This is a genomic window from Brucella sp. TWI432 (assembly GCF_039674445.1).
Classification (GTDB): Bacteria; Pseudomonadota; Alphaproteobacteria; order Rhizobiales; family Rhizobiaceae; genus Brucella; species Brucella chromiisoli.
The window spans coordinates 234,440-253,528 of sequence record NZ_JBDJNL010000002.1; the positions used below are offsets into that span (position 1 = coordinate 234,440).

The following is a 19,089-nucleotide window of genomic DNA, read 5'->3' on the forward strand; positions in this document are numbered from 1 at the left end:
CATGGAAATAAAGCTGATTATTCTTGCTTTAGCGCTTGTTCTGGATCGGGTTGTGGGCGATCCCCCGCAACTCTGGCAGAAAATTCCGCATCCGGTGGTTCTGTTCGGCAAGGCAATCAGTTGGGGCGAAAAACGCCTCAATGATCACAGTCTTTCCGTTAATGCACTGCGCAGCAATGGTATGTGGCTGATCATTGGTCTGGTGATTTCCTGTATCCTTGTGGGGCTGGCGCTGGGCTACCTACTGCCTTTTCTCGGCACCGCAGGCGCGCTGGTCGAGATCGTCATCGTCGCGGTGTTTCTGGCACAGAAAAGCCTTGCTGATCACGTGAAAGCGGTGGCCGCTGGCTTGCGTGAAAATGGCATCGAGGGGGGTCGCAAAGCTGTTTCGATGATTGTTGGGCGCAACCCGGAGCAGCTGGATGAAGGGGGCGTCAGTCGCGCGGCGATTGAAAGCCTTTCGGAAAATGCGTCGGATGGCATCGTTGCCCCTGCTTTCTGGTTTCTGGTGGGCGGACTACCGGGGCTGTTCGCCTATAAACTTATCAACACAGCAGATTCTATGATCGGTCATCTCAATGACCGCTATCGTCATTTCGGGCGTTTCGCTGCCCGTCTCGACGATGTTGCAAACTATATTCCAGCACGACTGACGGGACTGCTGGCCGCAATGGCTGCTGCATTTACTATCGATAAAGAAGCCGGAAAAAGGACACTGTCTATCATGTGGCGCGATGCGCGGCTTCACCGTTCGCCCAATGCGGGCTGGCCGGAATCGGCCTTTGCGGGTGCGCTTCAACTGGCACTTGCCGGACCGCGTCAGTATGGGTCGGAAAAGGTTGAAGCGCCGCTGTTTTACGGTGAGGGTAAGCGCGACGCTGATGCAGCCGATATAGACGCAGCAATTTCGCTGTATTGGTCCATGATGAGCATCATGACCGGGCTTATTATCGCCGCCAGTCTGATAGGGCTTATTGGTCGGATAGTATAAAATGCTGACCATTGTATCGCTGCAGGCGATTGGGATTATCGCTGCGCATACCGTTGCCATCGAATTTGATTGTGCCAAGTGCGGTTTCAAATGAACTGTCGCGCAAGATATCCATGAGCGGTTGCTTTTGTTCTGCGGCTTTGTTGAGCGCGGAAGCTGCAAGTTCAATGGTGGCAAAGCCCGTGACGGAATAAGCTTCTGCCAGCTTGCCTGCCTGAGTGATTGCATCGACGGCCGATTTTGCTGTCGCGAGATCTTGCGGCTTTAAAGGTGCAATCATCAGCGTTTCAGTGCTCAGTGGTTGAGCGCCGGGTGCCGCATTGAGCACGCTGCCGCCTGCGATGACCAGTGGATATTTGAGCGCTGCAGCGCTTTTGCCGATGGCTGCAATGTCATCGCGCTCGCCCCCAACATAGACATGTGTTGCGCCTGCGCGACGCAGCCGCGCAACAAGCGCGTTCTGATTTTCGAGGCCGGGTCGGTAGGTATCCGTGAAAACAGGCTGGAGTTGCTGGTCTTTCAGGTGTGCCAGAACCTGTCCGGCACGTTCACGACCCTCGATGGTGCCATCGTCGATCACGGCAAAGGGTTGTGCGCGCCAGAGGCTTCCCAGAAAACTGCCGGTTGCACGCGTTTCCTTATCCAGCCCCGTTGTAAGCCGAAAAACAGCAAACGGGATTGAGGCACGTTTTTCAGTCAGCGTCGGATCGCTTATACCAGAGGTGATAACGGGAATATCTCGCTCTTGCAAAATGGGAAGGGCTGCCTCCAGCGCCTCAGAACAAAGAAAGCCCGTCGCAATCGTTACCTTTTCCTTGAGAAAAGTTTCTGCTGCTGCCTTGCCACCTTCCGCATCGCACCGGTCATCTGCAACAACAAGCTCGGCGTGTTTTGCAGCTGCTGCCACGCGCGCGCCCTCCACGAGTTGGTTTCCGAGCGGGGCAAAGCTACCGCTCAAAGGGGCTGCAATGCCAATGCGCATGTCAGTTGCATTTTCCTGCGCTGAGACTGGCAAGCAAAATAGTGTAAAAGCCAATAGAGACAGAGTGACGATTTTTTTCCGGCTGAGCATACGCAATTGCAGGCGGAAAACCGCTGTTATTTTTTCCGGCAATGGCTTTAACTTCATCACGCGCTTTATCTTCTTTAAATATTTCATGGATAATTCAACGAAAAGTGGGTAGCGGTTTCCTCGCCTTTGTGCAATGCCCGTATAGGTATACAGGCAAAGAGACAATAATTTCAGGAAGCCTGACAGATAATACGGATGCTTGCTGACGTGCAAACGGATAAAGACACTACCTCAACTATTGTATCGATCGAACCAAAGACTTATCGCGATGCGATGAGCCATTATGCTGGAGCTGTTCAGCTTGTTACGACTGCTGGCTCGGCTGGCCGTCGTGGGCTTACACTGACCGCTGCCTGCTCGGTTTCGGATAATCCACCCACGGTTCTGGTTTGCTTGCAAAAATCCCATCCAGAAAACCAGATTTTCGTGGAAAATGGTGTTTTTGCGGTCAATACGCTGGCTGGAACACACCAGCAGCTTGCTGACGCATTTTCAGGCCGTATCGGTCTTACGCAGGATGAACGCTTTCAGCTTGCCGAGTGGGACGTCATTGCAACAGGCGCGCCGACGCTGAAAGGCGCATTGGCGGTTTTCGATTGCCGGGTTTTGAGCGTGCAGGATCATTCGACACACCATGTGCTATTCGGCGAAGTGGTGGGATTGCGCTCCAATGGTGATGAAGAAGCGCTGATCTATCTCAATCGCCGTTATCACAGGCTGGAACTTTGAACGGTTCTTTGGGAGGTACAATGCGCAAACGCGTTGGATTATGTGCAGGGCTTCTGCTGGCCTTCAACACGTCTGCCTTCGCGCAAGGGCCGCTTCCGCCGTTTAAAGATAATTATTTTGCCTACCCTTCTGTGCTTAGCAGTGCGGATAATGGCAATTACAAAGTCATTGATTACAATGAAATGCGCGACATCAACGGTCGTGATGCCGTGCCTGAAAAACGCGTGAAAGATGCCTATGTTTCGCTAAAGGCGCGTGCCTATCAAAAGGACGTCACATTTCAAACGGCCGCAGGTCCGGTTAAGGCCATGGCTGTGGGGAAGCGCGAAGGCGCATCCTTTATCGTCATCTACCTGCACGGGCGTGGCGGAAATCGTTTGCAGGGCGTGAATGATTTTACCTTTGGCGGCAATTTCAACCGCATTAAAAATCTGGCAGCTCTGAATGGTGGGCTTTATCTGACGCCAGACTTCAAGGACTTTGGGGCAATGGGGGAGGCACAGATTGCCGGGCTTATCGAAGCCGCGAAAGCGACTTCGCCATCTGCGCCACTTGTTTTGGCTTGCGGATCGCAGGGCGGGGCGCTTTGCTGGCGCATAGCGTCTAACGAAAAAGCCGGCAATCAGCTCTCAGGCCTTATCCTGTTGGGATCGCTGTGGGACGATGGCTTTTTCAAGTCGCCAGCTTTCAAAAAGCGGGTGCCGGTGTTTTTCGGCCATGGCAGTCGCGATCCGGTTTTCGCCATCGATAAGCAGGAAGCATTTTACCGGGATATCGGCAAACGCTCACCGGGTTATCCGGTACAGTTCCGTCGCTTTGAGAGCGGCAATCATGGCACGCCCATCCGCATGAGCGACTGGCGCGAGATGCTGAACTGGATATTCACGAAACAATGATGAGGTCGTTGGGGATGCTCAACGAAAAACCGGCATTGTGGCCTTCCTGCCACTCGACAATTGGCTAAAAGCGAATAGTTATCAAAATTAAATTTTTAACCAATCAGCAGACCATAAGAGGTTGATCATGTACGGATGCACCCGCAACGGAGCCCGTTTGTTTTTTATTGCGATGCTGGCTCCATTGGCTGCCGCTTGTACAACAACGACGCAGAACGCAACGGTTCCCGGCAAGTCTGAAGCGCCGGTAACAGCTTCCAGCATTTCCCTGCCGCGTTTTATTCCGACATCGACAGTTGATTCTTCGCTGGCACAGCCTTGCATTACCGCTGCTGCGAACAAGTATTTCCTGCCTGAGCGCGTTATCAGCGCTGTTAACTCACGTCCGGCTGCTGGTGGTGGTACAATCGTTGACCTTAAGGTTGATCTGCGCACGGCGGTTTGTCAGGTCTCTGCGAATGGTTCCGTTCGCTCTGTTGTTGATACGTCGCCAAAGAGCGCTGATCAGGTGGCTGCGGAAGCTGCTGCTGCTAAGGCCGCATCGGCTGCGCCAGCACCGAAAAAATCGAAGAAGAATTGATTCAATAAATCATTGTAAGTTGCGAAAAAGGCGGGGATTTCCCTGCCTTTTTGTTTTTCATTTGTCCGGTTTTTCGCCGTACCAGCGTGGCGTGTAAACCCAATCTCCGCCTTCCGCGCGGGGAAAACGCACCGTGTGCGATGAGCCGATAATCACCACTGTGCGCATGTCAACATCATCGGGTGTGAGTTCGCCCAAAGTGACCACACGGGTTGTTTCTGCGGGTCTGCCGATATCACGACCAAGCACGACCGGCGTTTCTGCGTCGCGATATTGGCGCAGAATCTCCAGTGCGCGGCCCAGCTGATGCGGGCGAGCTTTGGAAATCGGATTGTAGAACGCCATGGCAAGATCGGCTTGCGCTGCCAGCGCCAGACGCTTCTCAATCACATCCCAAGGCTTGAGATTGTCCGAAAGCGAAATGATGCAGAAATCGTGTCCGAGCGGTGCACCAATGCGGGAGGCTGCGGCCATTGCTGCGGAAATACCCGGCTGAATGACCAATTCAACACCATGCCATGCCGGATCGTTTGATTCATGCAATGCCTCGACAACCGCTGCTGCCATGGCAAATACGCCCGGATCGCCGGAAGACACCATAACCACATTGCGACCAGAAACTGCGAGCTCAAATGCATGGCGTGCACGCTGCATTTCTTCGCGATTGTCGGTCATATGGATGAGTTGATCGTCGCGAAAAGGGCCCGCCATGCGGACATAGGTTTCATAACCGAGCACGTCTTCGGCTTGTTCCAGATCACGCTGGACCGCTGGTGTCATCAGATCACGGGAGCCGGGTCCAAGACCAATAACACTAAGCTTGCCGCGCTTACGCCCGATAAACAGAACATCGGCAGGAGTAGATGCAACGGCCATCGTCAGGGTTTCAGTCACTGTGTGGTGAACAGGGTTTTCGATAGAGGCCGTCACGAGATCGGCATCGCTCGCAACAAAGCGCAATGGCGCTTTCAGTGTTTTTGCTGCCTGATGAATATGTAACGATGCGCAATCTTTCTCGTGAGCGAGAAGCAAAGCCAGTGAGTCTATAGACAAGTCAGAATTGTCGAAGGCTTGCTTGATGAGGCTCGTCAGGTCTTCGGTCGGCTTTTCGATAGCGATCGCAACCGTTCGTGGATGATAGATCAGCTCATTGGCCTGTGGCGTGCGGATTTCAGGCGTGATGCTGATTATCAGTTGCCCATCGCCAGAAAGCGGCAGCTTTGATGCCGCAAGCCAGCGGGATTTGCCATTGATTTGTAGCTTTTGCCCTGCCAGCAGGTCGGACATGAACGTCTTGGCATTGTCCGGATTGGCGAGTGTTAGTTCTGCCGGAGGATGAAGCAGGTTGATGCCGAAGCGCAACTCGCCCGTCGTTGTTATGGCGGGGGCGACCTTCAGCGCATCAGCGATAGTGCGTGCCAGATCGTTGACGCCTGACAGCCCGCCAAGCAATGGCACGACCGCGCTGCCATCTTCTGCAACGGCCAGAACCGGAGGCTCTATGCGCTTGTTTTGCAGAAGGGATGCAAGCGCGCGAATAATGATGCCGGAAGCGCACAAAGCGATAACAGGTCGGCCTTCTTCATAAAGTGCGCGGATTGTATCGCCAAAATGCGTGAAATGCTTGTCTGCGCTCGTAACGCGGTTTTCAAGTCCCAGGACTTCCGCATTTTCAAGTGCTGACTGCACGTTGCGTGCTGTGGCGATTGCTGCTTCGCTCAAGATCAAAATTGCAGGCTTCATGCACCGTTCCATTTGCTGCCCGGAACGAGAATGATCGAAAAATATGGGCAATCGCTGCCGCTGACCTCGGTTAAGGGGGCAATCCGCTGGTTCTGCATGGTTGCGCGCTCGATATAAAGCGCACGATCCATCAACCCAAGTTCGGTCAGTACAGCGCGTACCTTGTCGAGATTTTTGCCGAGTTTCATGATGGCTGCGGCCTCTGTAGCTGCGAGGCGGTTTTTCAGCTCTTCCGCACTCATAACGCCCGAAAGGATCGACAAGGTCTGGTTGCGATAGACCAAAGGCGCGCCGAGCACGGCAGCAGCGCCCAAAACAGAGCAAACGCCAGGTACGACTTCCGTTTCGTATTTTTCGGCCAATCGGTCATGGATATACATGAACGATCCATAGAAGAACGGATCGCCTTCCGCGATCACGGCCACGTCACGGCCTGCATCAAGATGGCTTGCAATCGTCGTTGTGATCTCGACATAGAAATCGCTCACGATCTGCTCATAATCCATGTGCGCCGGCAGTTTTTCGGTCGTCACCGGATAGATGAGCGGAACCAAAGTCTGCTCGGATGACAGATAAGTTTCGACAATCGTCAGTGCATTGCCCTTTTTGCCCTTGGCTGCGTGATAGGCGACGACAGGAGCGGATTTGAGCAGTCGCAGCGCTTTGAGCGTGATGAGTTCAGGATCGCCGGGGCCGACACCCAGACCGTAGAGCTTGCCTTTTGGGGCCATTATTCGTGCTCCGAAGCAAGTGCATTAACGGCGGCTGCGGTCATGGCGCTGCCGCCGCGCCGTCCGCGTACGATCACGAAAGGGACACCACGGCTGTTTTCAGCCAGTTCGTCTTTGGATTCAGCTGCACCGACAAAGCCAACCGGCATGCCGATGATAAGAGCGGGCTTGGGCGCACCACTGTCCAGCATTTCAAACAGGCGGAAGAGGGCGGTTGGCGCGTTGCCGATAGCAACAACGCTGCCCTCAAGGTGCGGGAGCCAGAGATCAAGGGCTGCGGCGGAGCGTGTGTTGCCGATCTTCTTTGCGAGTTCCGGAACGGATGGATCGTTCAGCGTGCAGATCACTTCATTATTGGCTGGCAGACGTGAACGGGTGATCCCTTCTGCAACCATGCGCGCATCGCAGAGGATCGGCGCACCTTTCGCTAGAGCTTCGCGTCCGGCCTGTCCTGCACCTTCTGAGAAGACGATGTCTTCAACGATATCGACCATGCCAGATGCGTGTGCCACGCGCACGGCAAGCTTTTCGAGATCCGCAGGTATGCGGCTCAAATCGGCTTCAGCGCGGATGATGGCGAAGGAGCGGTCATAAATGGCTTGCCCGTCGCGGATATAATCTGTCATGGTGCCCGCTTTTTTTATTTGTTCAGCAGCTTTGCTGCTTCATCAATGGTGATGTTTGACGCCAATAGCCGCCCGAAGCGTGCTGGTCCAGCCTTGTCTTGCAAAAATAGGTCGTAATGCATTGGGGAGAGCGCAAGAAGTGTGTGAGGCAAGGGTGAAAGCGCGGCACAGGATTTGGCACAGCCGGTGATGTGAATCTGCGCGGTATCGCTTTTTAATTGGCGTGCAAGCGCTTCACCGTCTGCCTGTGTATCTGCGAGCGCAGAAGCGCAGCCTTTGGAGCCGGAACAAGCCCGAAGACGGGCTGCTGGCGAGGCTGGATCGGTGGAGAGGCCCAGCGCGTGAAGTTTGCCTAGGATGCTCTGCCCTTCCGCTTCTGCAATATGCGGTATCAGAATGCCTTGCCAAGGCGTGAGGTGCAGCGCGTGTTTTGTAAGCCGGGCCAATCCTCGTAGTTGCTGCGGTGTCAGGCGACCAAGCAGTGGCATCGCACCAATATAAAACTTGCCGTCGATCTGTTGATGCAAACCAAGATGCGCGTGCGCGGTGGGGGCTTTGCGCTGCCAATTTGGCGGTGCATCAAATTCAAATGGAAGTGTTCGAAGAAATTCTTCAACCGGCATTATCTCGAAGAGGTGTTTCATCCGTGCGATGCCTTTTTGGCGAGCCGCAAGGAAATGTTGTAACAGCGCTTCGATGAAGGGCAGGGCATTTTGGCTTGAAACTGCCCCATGCGCCTGTTTGTCTGGCGAGGACGCCAGTCCAAACACATAGGCTTTGCCGCAATCAATTGCTGACAGCCAGATGTCGCCGGGATGCGAAACCATCGCGCAATCTTCGCCGCCATCGATCTGGATCGAGAATTTGGGCGACAGCGCATGATAGGTTTTGTTTTCCTGCACGACGGAGAGCAGATTTGTAGCAAGGCCGGTCACATCGCAGATCTGGCCGCGATCAATGCCAGTAGTCGGGCTGACCATGACATTGCGAACATCATCGGCTGCCGCATTTTTGGCACCCAGCCCCGCCTCATGAAGTGCGGTAATCACGTCGGGCCAGACATCGGGATGAATGCCACGAAGCTGGATATTGGAGCGAATCGACAATTCAATTGCACCCGTTTCAAAGCGTTCGGCGATGTCTGCGATGGCTTGAGCCTGTGCCACACTGAGCCGTCCGAGTTTCAGCTTGATGCGGGCAATCGCGCCGTCCTTGCTCATCACCATGCGCGAAAGCCCCGGACAGGCATTGCGCCGGTCGGGTCTGGTAGCAATAGTCTGGCTGTTTTGCTGGCTCAACATATTGGTCTTATACGCCTTCGTGCTTGCACTTGCTACAGCGTCGCCATACGAACAAGGAAAAGGAGCAAGGCTTATGGGGCGCTGGCTGACAATTATTGGTATTGGTGAAGATGGGCTTGCGGGTCTTGGACAGAATGCCTGCAACGCGCTTATCAATGCTGATGTGATTTTTGGCGGCAAGCGGCATCTGGCGTTTCTCAATGAGGGTATTAACGCCGAGCAGATTGCATGGCCGTCGCCTTTTGAAAATGCATTTCCGATGATCAAGGCACAGCGCGGGCGGCAGGTTGTGGTGTTGGCGAGCGGTGATCCTATGTTTTATGGCATGGGCGCATCGCTGAGCCGTCATTTCTCGAAACAGGATATGCACATCATTCCTTTTCCTTCGTCTTTGTCGCTTGCCGCAAGCCGTATGGCATGGCCGTTGCAAGAGGTGCGCGTGGTTAGTGTTCACGGGCGCCCGTTTGAACTGTTGGCAGCGCACGTCTTGCCCGGCGAGAAAATTCTCGTGCTGAGCAATGATGGCACGACGCCTGCAAAAGCCGCATCGCTGCTCAAAGAAAAAGGTTTTGGCCAAAGCCACTTGACGGTGCTTGAGCATCTCGGCGGACCGAAGGAAAAATCTATCAGCTGTAATGCTGATCATTGGTCACATGAAACCTGCGCCGATCTCAATGTGCTGGCAATTGAATGTATCGCTTCACGCGGTGCCGTCGTTTTTTCACCCGTCAGCGGTTTGCCGGATCAGGCATTTGAGAATGACGGCCAGCTGACAAAACGCGATATCCGCGCCGTGACTCTGTCGCGGTTGCAGCCGCTGCCGCATGAGCTGTTATGGGATGTGGGTGCGGGTTGTGGTTCGATTGGTATTGAATGGATGCGCGTGTATGCATCATGCCGGGCGATTGCTGTTGAGGCTGACGAAACACGACAGGGTATCATTGAGCGCAATGCACGCACGCTTGGCGTACCCGGTTTGCAGCTGGTGAAAGGCAATGCGCCCGAAGCGCTGCGGGGTCTTGAACCGCCAGATGCAATTTTCATCGGTGGAGGCGTGACAGACAAAGGTGTGATTGAAACCTGCTGGGCAGCGTTAAAACCCGGTGGGCGTCTTGTTGCCAATGCAGTCACATTACAAAGTGAAATGCAGCTTTTCAATTGGCTTCAACAGCATGGTGGTGAGTTGACGCGGTTGCAAGTCGCCCAAGCGGGCGCACTTGGTTCTTTTGATGCATGGCGTCAGGCACTGCCCGTCACAATTTATTGCGGTATCAAAGATAAATGATGACTTGAATCGTCATGTTATATTCGGTTACTGCTTGGTCGTTATTTCTGATGAGGAGACAGGCATGTCCGAATTGAGCCTGAACGCCAACGCTCGTATCGCACTCGACAACCCCGCTCGTATCGTCAAGCAGTTGCTGGATCATTTTGACGAGCATGGTGATGTGGAGCGTAACGAAAGCAGCGCTAAGCTCGTTTTGACATTTGGACAGGCAAATGTGCGCTGGAATGACGAAGCGGTTGATGTTGATGTGCGCAGCGACGATGATACCGGCCTTGCCTATATGAAGCTGTCGATTGCTTCGCATATTTTGGAATTTCTCGATAAGAACGATACTCCGCCGAAGATCCGCTGGGTGGGTGATGGCGCTGCCGGAGAGTTGCTGCCTTATTTCCGCGAAATGAAGGTTGTTTCGGTTTCCAATGTAACGCCGCATATGCGCCGTGTGCGTTTGCAGGGTGAAAATCTGAAACGTTTTTCGCAACATGGCCTGCATATCCGTCTACTTTTCCCGCAAAAAGCATTGGCTAAGCCGCAATGGCCACTCATGGGGGAGGACGGCCGTCCGATCTGGCCGGAAGGTGAAGCGCAGATCGTGGCGCGTGTTTATACAATTCGCCGGATAGATGTGGATGCCGGTTGGGTTGACATCGATATGGTTGTCCATGGCGATGATTGTGATGCGCCGGGGTCCGGTTGGGCAATGAGCGTCAAGCCGGGTGATATTGTCGGCATGACCGGCCCCGGTGGCGGTGATGCAGCTCACGATGCACAGTGGTACTTGCTGGCCGGTGACGAAACAGCGCTGCCAGCAATCGGGCGCATTCTGGAACGCCTTCCAGAAGGCGTTAAGGCCGTTGTCCGTGTTGAGATTGATAGTGCTGCGGAAGAGCAGAGCATTCCGTCAAAGGCTGATGTTGATCTGCAATGGCTGCATCGCAACGGCCAAGAAGCCGGAACGACAACGCTTTTGCAGGACGCTGTTCGTGCGGTTGAATTGCCTGAAGGTGAAGAAAATATCTATGTTTGGGCAGGCTGCGAATTTAATTCTTTTCGCGCAATCCGAACCTATATGCGCAAAGAGCGTCATATTCCGAAAGATAAGCAGTTGATCGTTGCTTACTGGCGGCGCGGCTATGATGGCGATAATGCCCGCCGCGGCCCCGAAGACTAGAGCATTTCCAGCAAAAGTGCGAAGCGGTTTTGCCTGGGATAATGCGTAAAAACAAACGGCCAGAGCATTTCCGAAGGTTCAATCAAAACAGGAAATGCTCTGGCTGTGTGGACAATTATATTATGGTTCGCAGTGGGAATAGAAATCAGCCCGGCGGACTGATTTCTACGCGAAGGCGGTTCCCACTTTTCCGCGACATGCTTTAGAAGCGGTAGTTTACACCGGCCTTGATCGAATGGTTCTTAAGATTGTTATATTGCGTAACGCCGTTTACCTTTGACTTCACGTCGTTAAAACGCTGGAAGTCATATTCAGCCTTGACCGAGATAGGGCCGGAGATAGCCTGCTCAACACCTGCGCCGATCAATGCGCCGCCCTGCCAGCCCGGTGCCGAGGTGGTTGCGTCTTTTGCCTTGAACTTCGTGACGCCATAGCCGGCGGTGCCATAAATAAGCGTCTTGTCAATTGCATAGCCGACCTTGCCTTTGGCGTTGCCGTTCCACGACTGCTGAAGGCTGCCACCGTTGCCGATACGATGTTCGGCTTCCGCAAAATTGCCTTCCAGCTCGCCGCCGAAAACAAGATTGCCGCTCTGCATGTTTTTACCAATCACGGCACCGCCGAGCAAACCTGTGCGGTTGGTGAATGGACCCGGAACCCGCGACGAGGAGGCGCCGATCTGTGCGCCGATATAGTTGCCTGACCAGTCGTGTGATCCCGATGCTGCGGGCTCGTTATAGGTATAGTCGTTGTTGTCCATTATGTCGGCCGCAAATGACGGCCCAGAAAAAGCAACAAGTGCGACACCGAAAGCAGCGGCGGTATAGAAACACTTCAACATTTTTTACTCCAGTTTTCCCGTCAAAACGCTGCCGGGAAATATGCTTGAACTCTTTTCGGGGCGGGGCGGAAACCCGGATCCCGGACTGCCTCTCTCGTCGCCTGTGATTGTGTCTAAATTTAAGAAAATTCGAACGGGTCGGTCGATGTAAGCATGCGTTTTCGTTCACATGCTTAATGAAAGGTAACCATACCCAAAGCATTTCTTTTTGTTTTCAAGCCTAACCTGTTCCGAAAGCTGGTTCCCATTTTTCGGGTTCGCTTTAGATCAGCTTCAGACCACGCATGCTGATATGACCGTGCTTGCCGATGATTATGTGGTCGTGCAGCGCAATGCCGATTGGTTTTGCGGCGTCAATCAGAATCCTGGTCATTTCGATGTCGGCACGCGATGGCGTGGGATCGCCGGACGGATGATTGTGAACAACGATAATTGCTGACGCAGACAACTCAAGTGCGCGCCTTACGACCTCGCGCGGATAGACGGGTGTGTGATCGATGGTGCCCTGCTGTTGAACTTCATCGGCAATGAGGCGGTTCTTTTTGTCGAGAAATAATACCCGGAATTGCTCACGCGTCTCATAGGCCATGGCCGTTGTGCAATATTGAATAACCTGGCTCCACGAGCCAAGCACTTCACGCTCCATCACGGTGCTACGGGCTGAGCGTTTGGCCATAGCTTCAACGATTTTAAGCTCAAGGGCGATTGAAGGGCCGATTCCCGGCGTTTCTGCGAGAAGCTTTTCCGGTGCGCCCAGAACCTCTGCAAGAGAGCCAAAACGGATGAGCAAAGACTTCGCGAGTGGCTTTGTGTCTGCGCGCGGGATAACACGGAAAAGCAGCAATTCAAGCAGTTCGTAATCGGCCAGTGCATCGGGCGCTGCTTTAAAGCGTTGCCGCAGCCGCTCGCGATGCCCCATATGATGCGGCTTTTCAACCTGAGCCGTTAAATGAATACCTTCATTAAAGCCGGGAAGGTCAAAACTTCCCGGTTTCTTATTTTTGGGTGCCATTCTGTTTGAACCCCCGCAGAAACAGAATTCATTCTCTTTTTACCGCATGGATGGCGGCCCGAATATATTCTTCGGCGACAGTGTGAAAATTTCACAACCATCGTTGGTGACGCCGACAGTATGCTCATATTGTGCGGTCAGCGAACGATCGCGTGTAACCGCAGTCCAGCCATCTGCCAGAACTTTGACACCCTGCTTGCCGAGATTGATCATCGGCTCAATCGTAAAGATCATGCCTTCCTTGATCTCGACGCCTTCATTAGGGGTGCCATAATGCAGAATATTGGGCGCATCATGAAAAAGCTGACCGACGCCGTGGCCGCAGAAATCCCGAACGACTGAGCAGCGTTCACCTTCTGCGTATGTTTGGATTGCGGCACCAATCGCGCCGGTCTTCGCACCGGGCTTGACCGCAGCAATACCGCGCAAGAGGCTTTCATAGGTTACTTCCAGAAGGCGTTCAGCGGCGCGCTTGATTTCACCCACCGCATACATGCGGCTTGAGTCGCCGTGCCAGCCATCAAGCAGATAGGTAACGTCGATATTGACAATTTCACCTTCCCGCAGTGGCTTGTCGTCAGGGATGCCGTGGCAAACCACATGATTGATGGATGTGCAGGTCGATTTTGTATAACCGCGATAATTCAGTGTCGCCGGAAAAGCGCCATGGTCCATGCCGAACTCAAACACAAAACGATCTATCTGATTGGTTGTCACACCTGGCTTGACGATGTCGTTGAGCGCGTCGAGGCAACGGGCGGTCAGGTTGCAGACCTTGCGCATACCTTCAAAGGCTTCGGGGCCGTAAAGCCTGATTTGCCCCGTGTATTTCATCGGTGCGCTCGTCGCCTCAATATAAGTCACCATCTCAACTCGTCTTTCTCATATACTATTGGCACCAAAGTCTCAGCATGGATGCCTTTATCTGATATTTGGCATCGAATCGCCCAAGCCTCAACCCCTGCCGCGCGTGCGCGTTCAAATGCGCGTGCATAAGCCGGATCAAGATCGCCGGAGATGCTGAATCTGTTGCAATCGCTCCGCTGGATAATAAACACCATCACGCCTCGATGGCCAGCGGATACAACATCAATGAGTTCATCAAGATGTTTTGCACCGCGCGCGGTGACGGTATCGGGAAATTCGGCCAGGGAAGGGGTGCGAATGAAGTGCACATTTTTTACTTCCACATAGGCGCGGGGGCGGTTCCCTTCATCAAGAAGAATATCGATGCGTGAGTTGCGGCCATATTTCTGTTCGCGCTTGAGAAGCCCGTAATTTTTCAAATCGGGAATCATGCCTGCCAAGATGGCTTCCTCGGCAATTTTATTTGGCAGGCCAGTATTGACGCCAACAAGGGTATTGTCGGCTGCAACGATCTGGAGTGTATGCGGATATTTGCGATGCGGAGCGTCTGAGACACTGAGCCAAACGCGGGAGCCGGGCGCGGTCAGGCCAAGCATCGAACCGGTATTGGGAACAGAAGCGGTGATGAAACGCCCATCATCTAGCGTAACATCGGCCAGAAATCTTTTATAGCGTCGCTCAAGGCGACCCGTCACAAGGGGCGTTGGAAAAAGCATGCACCGATTTAGGTTTATGGGGGCGCCGTTGCAAGTTATTCCCGCATCCAATTGAAGATCAGCTCCTCGCGGAACGCAAAGCGCACAATATGGCTCGAAACGACGTTTTCCATCTGTTCGAGAGTTGCTTCCGGAGCCTCTATGGTCGCAGTGAGATTCTGTTCGCTGGCATTGAGCGTGACAACGCGATTCTCATCCAGATCGATTCGACCGCTTTCCGGCGTAAATTCGACTGTGAACTTATGCGCCCAATGTTTGCATAGTTGCTGCAAATAGCGGCTTGCATGCGTGGTGGACACAGTTGCTGTTGTTTTGGCCATGATGTCTGTCCGGTTTTCTGTTTGAACGGACCACGCGTAACATCATGCCAGAGGCAGTTCCACTTATATTCATATCAATTTTTAGGGTAATAAAAAACCAGCAAGTGGTACGCCCAAGGGGAATCGAACCCCTGTCTGCGCCGTGAAAGGGCGCTGTCCTAACCGCTAGACGATGGGCGCCTGTTGCTGGTGTGGGTCGGCTTATAGGCAGGAAAATTCTACCACGCAAGTCCTTTTTGAGAAAATATTCAAGAAAAATTCAGTGGCTGCGTTTGTCAAAGGAAACATGCGAAAACAAAGGGATAGAGGGGGCATGCCAAGAAGAGCGGAGATACACCGCATCAGACGAAATCGTCGCTTGAGGTTTGTTGGCAATCATGATTTTGGAAAGAAAAACCAGCAAGTGGTACGCCCAAGGGGAATCGAACCCCTGTCTGCGCCGTGAAAGGGCGCTGTCCTAACCGCTAGACGATGGGCGCCTGTAGCTGGTGTGAGTGGGCTTATATTCAGGAAGAACCTGACTCGCAAGCCCTTAATATAACTTTTCTAAAAAAAACTCGCCGGGGGCCGGTTTTGTCGTCTGCCATATGGCTGATGACGTAGCTATCACTATGAAAATTAAAGAAAAAGCCGGGAACTGATCCCGGCTTTAAACATTTGGATTATTTCTTGCAGCTCCAGTTCCAGTCACGTTCAGGGCCGACGTCCACGTGAACTGCGGTGGTATGGCAATAGGTGCCGACGCCGCCGCGTCCTGGCATGTTGCGTGCAAAGCGTGCAATCTCGTGTTTTGAAACACCGGAAATCTGAATGTCGGCAGCAGCGCAGATCATGTGCAGTGATTTGCGTGCACCATTGACCTTGCGATTATAGGATGGGCTGCGATAGCCGGATGTGATCATGACGGGGCGACGGAAGTGACGTTCCATCGTCTTGAGCATTGTCACAAGCTGCGGCTTGAGGCAGGCCACATCGACCGTTTCACGCTGGACTTTCAAGCCGTTGGGCGCAAGGCGCGCCAATCCGGGTGCCGAGGCAAGTTGTACGGATGCATAATCATCATATTCATTGGCATCAATGTCGCTATCATCATAGATGCTTTTGCGATGCTTGATTTCAAAGCCGCCATTGGGGCGCACGCCAGGAAGCGAATAATTATAGTCCCGCGTTGATTTTGTGTTGGGTCTTACAACAGCAAGCTTCTTATTTTTTGAGTTGCCCGCATCCTCGTCGTTGAACAGGCGCGCGATGCTGCCTTGGCCTGCTGTCGCCGGGCTTTGGGGCGCGACATAGGCATTGGCGTTCTTTGCTGAGCCAAAGAGCGACGCCACCTGAACTGGTTTTTCCGGCTCTGCGGGTTTGGGCGTTTCTGGCTGTTTTGCTTCTACCGCCTCAGCTTTTGCCTCCGGCTTGGCTTCGGGCGTGGCTGCAGTTTGCTCTTCAGCTTTCTGATCAGGCTTTTTCGCTTCTGTTGCAGCGGCGGTTTCAGCGGGGGATTCGGTTGGCTTTTTGCCGAATATGCTGAACAGAGAAGAGGGTTTGCTTTCTGTCGCAAGAGCCGCAACCTGAACAGAGCTGTCCGGTGCCTGTGAAGCTGTCCCGGTTGTCGAGGTTGCTGAAGCTACAGCCTTTGTGCTGTTTTCAACCGGTTTTGCTTCGGCAACAGCAGTCGGCTTTTGTGTTTGAGTTGCTGCGCCTGTTTGGGCTGCTTCGGCAGCGATTGTCTGATCGGCGGCACTCTGAAGCGTATCCGCAATAATGGAACCATCGGCGCTGTTTGTCATTTGTAATGGTGAATTGCCGTTACCCGTAGACGTGCAGGATGTCAGAACAAGCGCAATCAGGGCTACACTGCCGCAAAGCAGTTTTCTTGTCGTTTTTTGCGATGGCTCTGCAAGTTTCAATGTCTGCTCCAGCTCTTCCATGTGAGTTTCGCTAATCAATAGAAAGCAGATTTACTCACAGAAACCAGTCACCAAGACCGGGGTAGATAACGAGAGCGGTTTCCATCAAGACGGATTTTCAAACCGCTCTATCACTTTGTTTTAAGCACTTCCTATGCAAGGCCCTGTCGAACCCATTCTGGAAATGCTTGAATATTTTCAGCGCCTTATCGCGAAAAGATCAGTTTTGTCATCGCTTTAAAGCGCTAAGATACAAATCAACGAGTGATAAACTGTAACCAATTTTTAGGATTTTTAACTGCCAAAGGCAACTACTGAAAAGCACTCAATGTTTTAGAATGGAGCAAATGACCTTCAAATTGCATTGAAATAACGCAATATTACTATTCGTAATTTTTGTTTATACTTGCTACTGAGGGTGTCTATCGAGTGCTTCCAGTCTTATCATTTTCAACTCACATGTTGACATGACGTATTGAGATGGTGCTATCCATTTCGCATTATATTATCTGTGTCGTATCAGGCATATTGCCAGATGCAGGCAGAATATCAGAATTGGGACCGGACATATGACCAAGAACACGCGGAAGATTGCCAATTTCATGCTGGCAGCAACAGCCGTGGCGTTTCTTGCGGGCTGTGCCGGTGGGGCGGAATTTCGGGGCACGCCGCAGGAAGGTGCCAAGCGCACCGATACCTATCCGACCTTTGGTCGTATGCCGAAAGCTGCAACCACGCAGATTACGCCGGAAGAAAAAGCGCAGATCACGTCAGGGCTTGATTCTGACCGGACGCGCCTTGCGGTTTCGCGTTCTTCCTCTGCGACACTGACACCAGCGCAGGCTGCCGCGTTGCGTAAGCAGGCGCAGGAAGAAACAGACGCGACCCTCAAGCAGATCGAATCCGGGGAATAATTGGCTTTTATTGACATATAAAAGCTTCGTCGCTGAGGCGTAACAAGTCTCGACCCGATTCGATAACAGGTGTATAGCTCCTAACCCGGTGCATACGCGCCGTTTCATTCAACCCCTTTCTGGAACAGGATCATGTCGGAAGAATTTCATAAAGTCCGTCGCTTGCCACCTTATGTCTTTGAACAGGTTAACCGCCTGAAGGCATCGGCGCGAGCGGCCGGTGCCGATATTATCGATCTTGGAATGGGTAATCCCGATCTGCCGACGCCTAAGAACATTGTCGATAAGCTTTGTGAGGCTGTTCAGGATCCGCGCGCGCATCGGTACTCTTCATCGAAGGGTATTCCGGGTCTTCGCCGTGCGCAGGCGCAATATTATGCGCGTCGTTTTGGTGTAAAGCTTAACCCGGATACACAGGTTGTTGCGACGCTTGGTTCCAAGGAAGGCTTCGCCAACATGGCACAGGCAATCACAGCGCCTGGCGATGTGGTGCTTTGTCCGGACCCAACCTATCCGATTCACTCGTTCGGCTTTATCATGTCGGGTGGTGTGATCCGTTCGATTCCTGCTAAGCCGGATGAAGAGTTTATTCGTGCGCTGGATCGCGCGGTAAAGCACTCCATTCCAAAGCCGCTGGCGCTGATCCTCAACTTTCCTTCGAATCCGACGGCTTATACTGCGACGTTGGATTTCTATAAGGATGTGGTCGATTTTGCCCGCAAGAATGATCTCATTATTTTGTCCGATCTCGCTTATTCGGAAATCTATTTCGACGAAAACAACCCGCCGCCATCGGTTCTTGAAGTGCCGGGCGCAATGGATGTGGCTGTCGAATTTACCTCGATGTCGAAGACATTCTCGATGCCGGGCTGGCGCATGGGCTTCGCAGTGGGTAACGAGCGTCTGATTGCAGCCTTGACCCGCGTAAAATCCTATCTGGATTATGGCGCGTTCACACCTATTCAGGTTGCGGCAACCGCAGCGCTGAATGGTGATGGCTCTGACATTGCATATGTCCGCAATGTCTATAAGCAGCGTCGTGACGTGCTGGTTGAAAGCTTTGGCCGTGCTGGCTGGGATGTGCCGCCGCCGGCTGCAACCATGTTTGCATGGGTTCCGATTCCAGAGCGCTTTCGTGCGCTGGGCTCGCTCGAATTCTCCAAGCTGTTGGTTGAGATGGCCGATGTTGCCGTGGCACCGGGCGTAGGCTTTGGCGAACATGGTGATGAATATGTTCGTATTGCTCTTGTCGAGAACGAACATCGCATCCGTCAGGCTGCGCGTAACATCAAGCGCTTCCTGTCCACAAAGGATGAGAATCTACATAATGTTATTCCGCTTGAAGGTCGCCGCTAAGCGATTTTAACCGAACATAACAAGGGGCGTC

General features: G+C 53.0%; 19 protein-coding genes and 2 tRNA genes. 8 read left to right on the forward strand and 13 right to left on the reverse strand.

The annotated features are described in order from the left end of the window. Nucleotide 1 precedes the first annotated feature (1 nt). Nucleotides 2–991 carry an adenosylcobinamide-phosphate synthase CbiB gene (cbiB, locus tag ABE527_RS06180; RefSeq protein ID WP_499696438.1) on the forward strand — a complete coding sequence of 330 codons (990 nt, stop codon included), beginning with the start codon at nt 2–4 and terminating at the stop codon, nt 989–991. On the opposite strand, the gene ABE527_RS06185 is transcribed toward cbiB, so the two are convergent. Then, on the reverse strand, nt 972–2,063 hold the full coding sequence (locus tag ABE527_RS06185) for a branched-chain amino acid ABC transporter substrate-binding protein (RefSeq protein WP_499694465.1): 1,092 nt from the start codon (nt 2,061–2,063) through the stop codon (nt 972–974). The two genes, cbiB and ABE527_RS06185, sit on opposite strands and share 20 nt — an antisense overlap. Nucleotides 2,064–2,258: 195 nt before the next feature. Here ABE527_RS06185 and ABE527_RS06190 point away from each other — a divergent pair, with 195 nt between their 5' ends. From ABE527_RS06190 to ABE527_RS06200, 3 genes are all read left to right on the forward strand, one after another. After that, nucleotides 2,259–2,792 (forward strand): flavin reductase, encoded by a 534-nt coding sequence (locus ABE527_RS06190; RefSeq protein ID WP_499696439.1) that lies wholly within the window; start codon nt 2,259–2,261, stop codon nt 2,790–2,792. A gap of 20 nt (nt 2,793–2,812) precedes the next feature. After that, the gene (locus ABE527_RS06195) at nt 2,813–3,688 is read left to right on the forward strand and encodes an alpha/beta hydrolase (protein WP_265985297.1); all 876 of its coding nucleotides are present in this window, start codon (nt 2,813–2,815) and stop codon (nt 3,686–3,688) included. Between the two features lie 127 nt (nt 3,689–3,815). Beyond that, nucleotides 3,816–4,268 (forward strand): hypothetical protein, encoded by a 453-nt coding sequence (locus ABE527_RS06200; RefSeq protein WP_265985296.1) that lies wholly within the window; start codon nt 3,816–3,818, stop codon nt 4,266–4,268. Nucleotides 4,269–4,325: 57 nt separating this feature from the next. Here ABE527_RS06200 and cobJ read toward each other — a convergent pair whose 3' ends face one another. Genes cobJ through cobG form a run of 4 tightly spaced genes read right to left on the reverse strand, consistent with a single transcriptional unit; the run spans nt 4,326 to nt 8,669 of the window. After that, entirely contained in the window at nt 4,326–6,011 is a 1,686-nt protein-coding gene (gene cobJ, locus ABE527_RS06205) for a precorrin-3B C(17)-methyltransferase (RefSeq protein ID WP_499696440.1), read from the reverse strand. After that, a complete protein-coding gene (locus ABE527_RS06210) occupies nt 6,008–6,742 on the reverse strand; it encodes a precorrin-2 C(20)-methyltransferase (protein ID WP_265985292.1) in 735 nt (244 codons plus the stop codon). The genes cobJ and ABE527_RS06210 overlap by 4 nt, the downstream gene beginning before the upstream one ends. Continuing rightward, a complete protein-coding gene (locus ABE527_RS06215; RefSeq protein ID WP_499696441.1) occupies nt 6,742–7,368 on the reverse strand; it encodes a precorrin-8X methylmutase in 627 nt (208 codons plus the stop codon). Before ABE527_RS06215 ends, ABE527_RS06210 begins: the two co-directional genes overlap by 1 nt. 14 nt (nt 7,369–7,382) lie before the next feature. Further along, nucleotides 7,383–8,669: a precorrin-3B synthase gene (gene cobG / locus ABE527_RS06220; protein WP_499696442.1), complete on the reverse strand. Its 1,287-nt coding sequence runs from the start codon at nt 8,667–8,669 to the stop codon at nt 7,383–7,385. Between the two features lie 73 nt (nt 8,670–8,742). Here cobG and cbiE point away from each other — a divergent pair, with 73 nt between their 5' ends. Both cbiE and ABE527_RS06230 read left to right on the forward strand, forming a co-directional pair. Further along, a complete protein-coding gene (cbiE, locus tag ABE527_RS06225) occupies nt 8,743–9,954 on the forward strand; it encodes a precorrin-6y C5,15-methyltransferase (decarboxylating) subunit CbiE (protein ID WP_499696443.1) in 1,212 nt (403 codons plus the stop codon). Nucleotides 9,955–10,018: 64 nt separating this feature from the next. After that, on the forward strand, nt 10,019–11,128 hold the full coding sequence (locus ABE527_RS06230; RefSeq protein WP_499696444.1) for a DUF2218 domain-containing protein: 1,110 nt from the start codon (nt 10,019–10,021) through the stop codon (nt 11,126–11,128). A gap of 202 nt (nt 11,129–11,330) precedes the next feature. Here ABE527_RS06230 and ABE527_RS06235 read toward each other — a convergent pair whose 3' ends face one another. The 8 genes from ABE527_RS06235 to ABE527_RS06270 form a co-directional block, all read right to left on the reverse strand. Continuing rightward, a complete protein-coding gene (locus tag ABE527_RS06235) occupies nt 11,331–11,969 on the reverse strand; it encodes an outer membrane protein (RefSeq protein WP_499696445.1) in 639 nt (212 codons plus the stop codon). Between the two features lie 262 nt (nt 11,970–12,231). Continuing rightward, a complete protein-coding gene (gene radC / locus ABE527_RS06240; RefSeq protein WP_265985279.1) occupies nt 12,232–12,981 on the reverse strand; it encodes a RadC family protein in 750 nt (249 codons plus the stop codon). A gap of 39 nt (nt 12,982–13,020) precedes the next feature. Then, a complete protein-coding gene (gene map / locus ABE527_RS06245) occupies nt 13,021–13,848 on the reverse strand; it encodes a type I methionyl aminopeptidase (RefSeq protein WP_265985277.1) in 828 nt (275 codons plus the stop codon). Beyond that, complete coding sequence (sfsA, locus tag ABE527_RS06250; RefSeq protein WP_499696446.1) at nt 13,842–14,564, reverse strand: DNA/RNA nuclease SfsA; 723 nt, start codon at nt 14,562–14,564, stop codon at nt 13,842–13,844. Before sfsA ends, map begins: the two co-directional genes overlap by 7 nt. Nucleotides 14,565–14,599: 35 nt before the next feature. Next, a complete protein-coding gene (locus tag ABE527_RS06255) occupies nt 14,600–14,884 on the reverse strand; it encodes a DUF2218 domain-containing protein (protein WP_499696447.1) in 285 nt (94 codons plus the stop codon). A 105-nt stretch (nt 14,885–14,989) separates the two neighbouring features. Continuing rightward, nucleotides 14,990–15,064, reverse strand: a tRNA-Glu gene (locus ABE527_RS06260). 224 nt (nt 15,065–15,288) lie between these two features. Continuing rightward, a tRNA-Glu gene (locus ABE527_RS06265) sits at nt 15,289–15,363 on the reverse strand. A gap of 183 nt (nt 15,364–15,546) precedes the next feature. Continuing rightward, nucleotides 15,547–16,788, reverse strand: a complete 1,242-nt coding sequence (locus tag ABE527_RS06270) for a D-Ala-D-Ala carboxypeptidase family metallohydrolase (protein ID WP_499696512.1) — start codon at nt 16,786–16,788, stop codon at nt 15,547–15,549. A 569-nt stretch (nt 16,789–17,357) separates the two neighbouring features. On the opposite strand from ABE527_RS06270, the gene ABE527_RS06275 reads away from it, so the two are divergent. Together ABE527_RS06275 and ABE527_RS06280 are read left to right on the forward strand one after the other, a co-directional pair. Next, nucleotides 17,358–17,702 carry a hypothetical protein gene (locus ABE527_RS06275; protein WP_265985269.1) on the forward strand — a complete coding sequence of 115 codons (345 nt, stop codon included), beginning with the start codon at nt 17,358–17,360 and terminating at the stop codon, nt 17,700–17,702. A 132-nt stretch (nt 17,703–17,834) separates the two neighbouring features. After that, on the forward strand, nt 17,835–19,058 hold the full coding sequence (locus ABE527_RS06280; RefSeq protein ID WP_396997746.1) for an LL-diaminopimelate aminotransferase: 1,224 nt from the start codon (nt 17,835–17,837) through the stop codon (nt 19,056–19,058). Nucleotides 19,059–19,089: the final 31 nt, after the last annotated feature.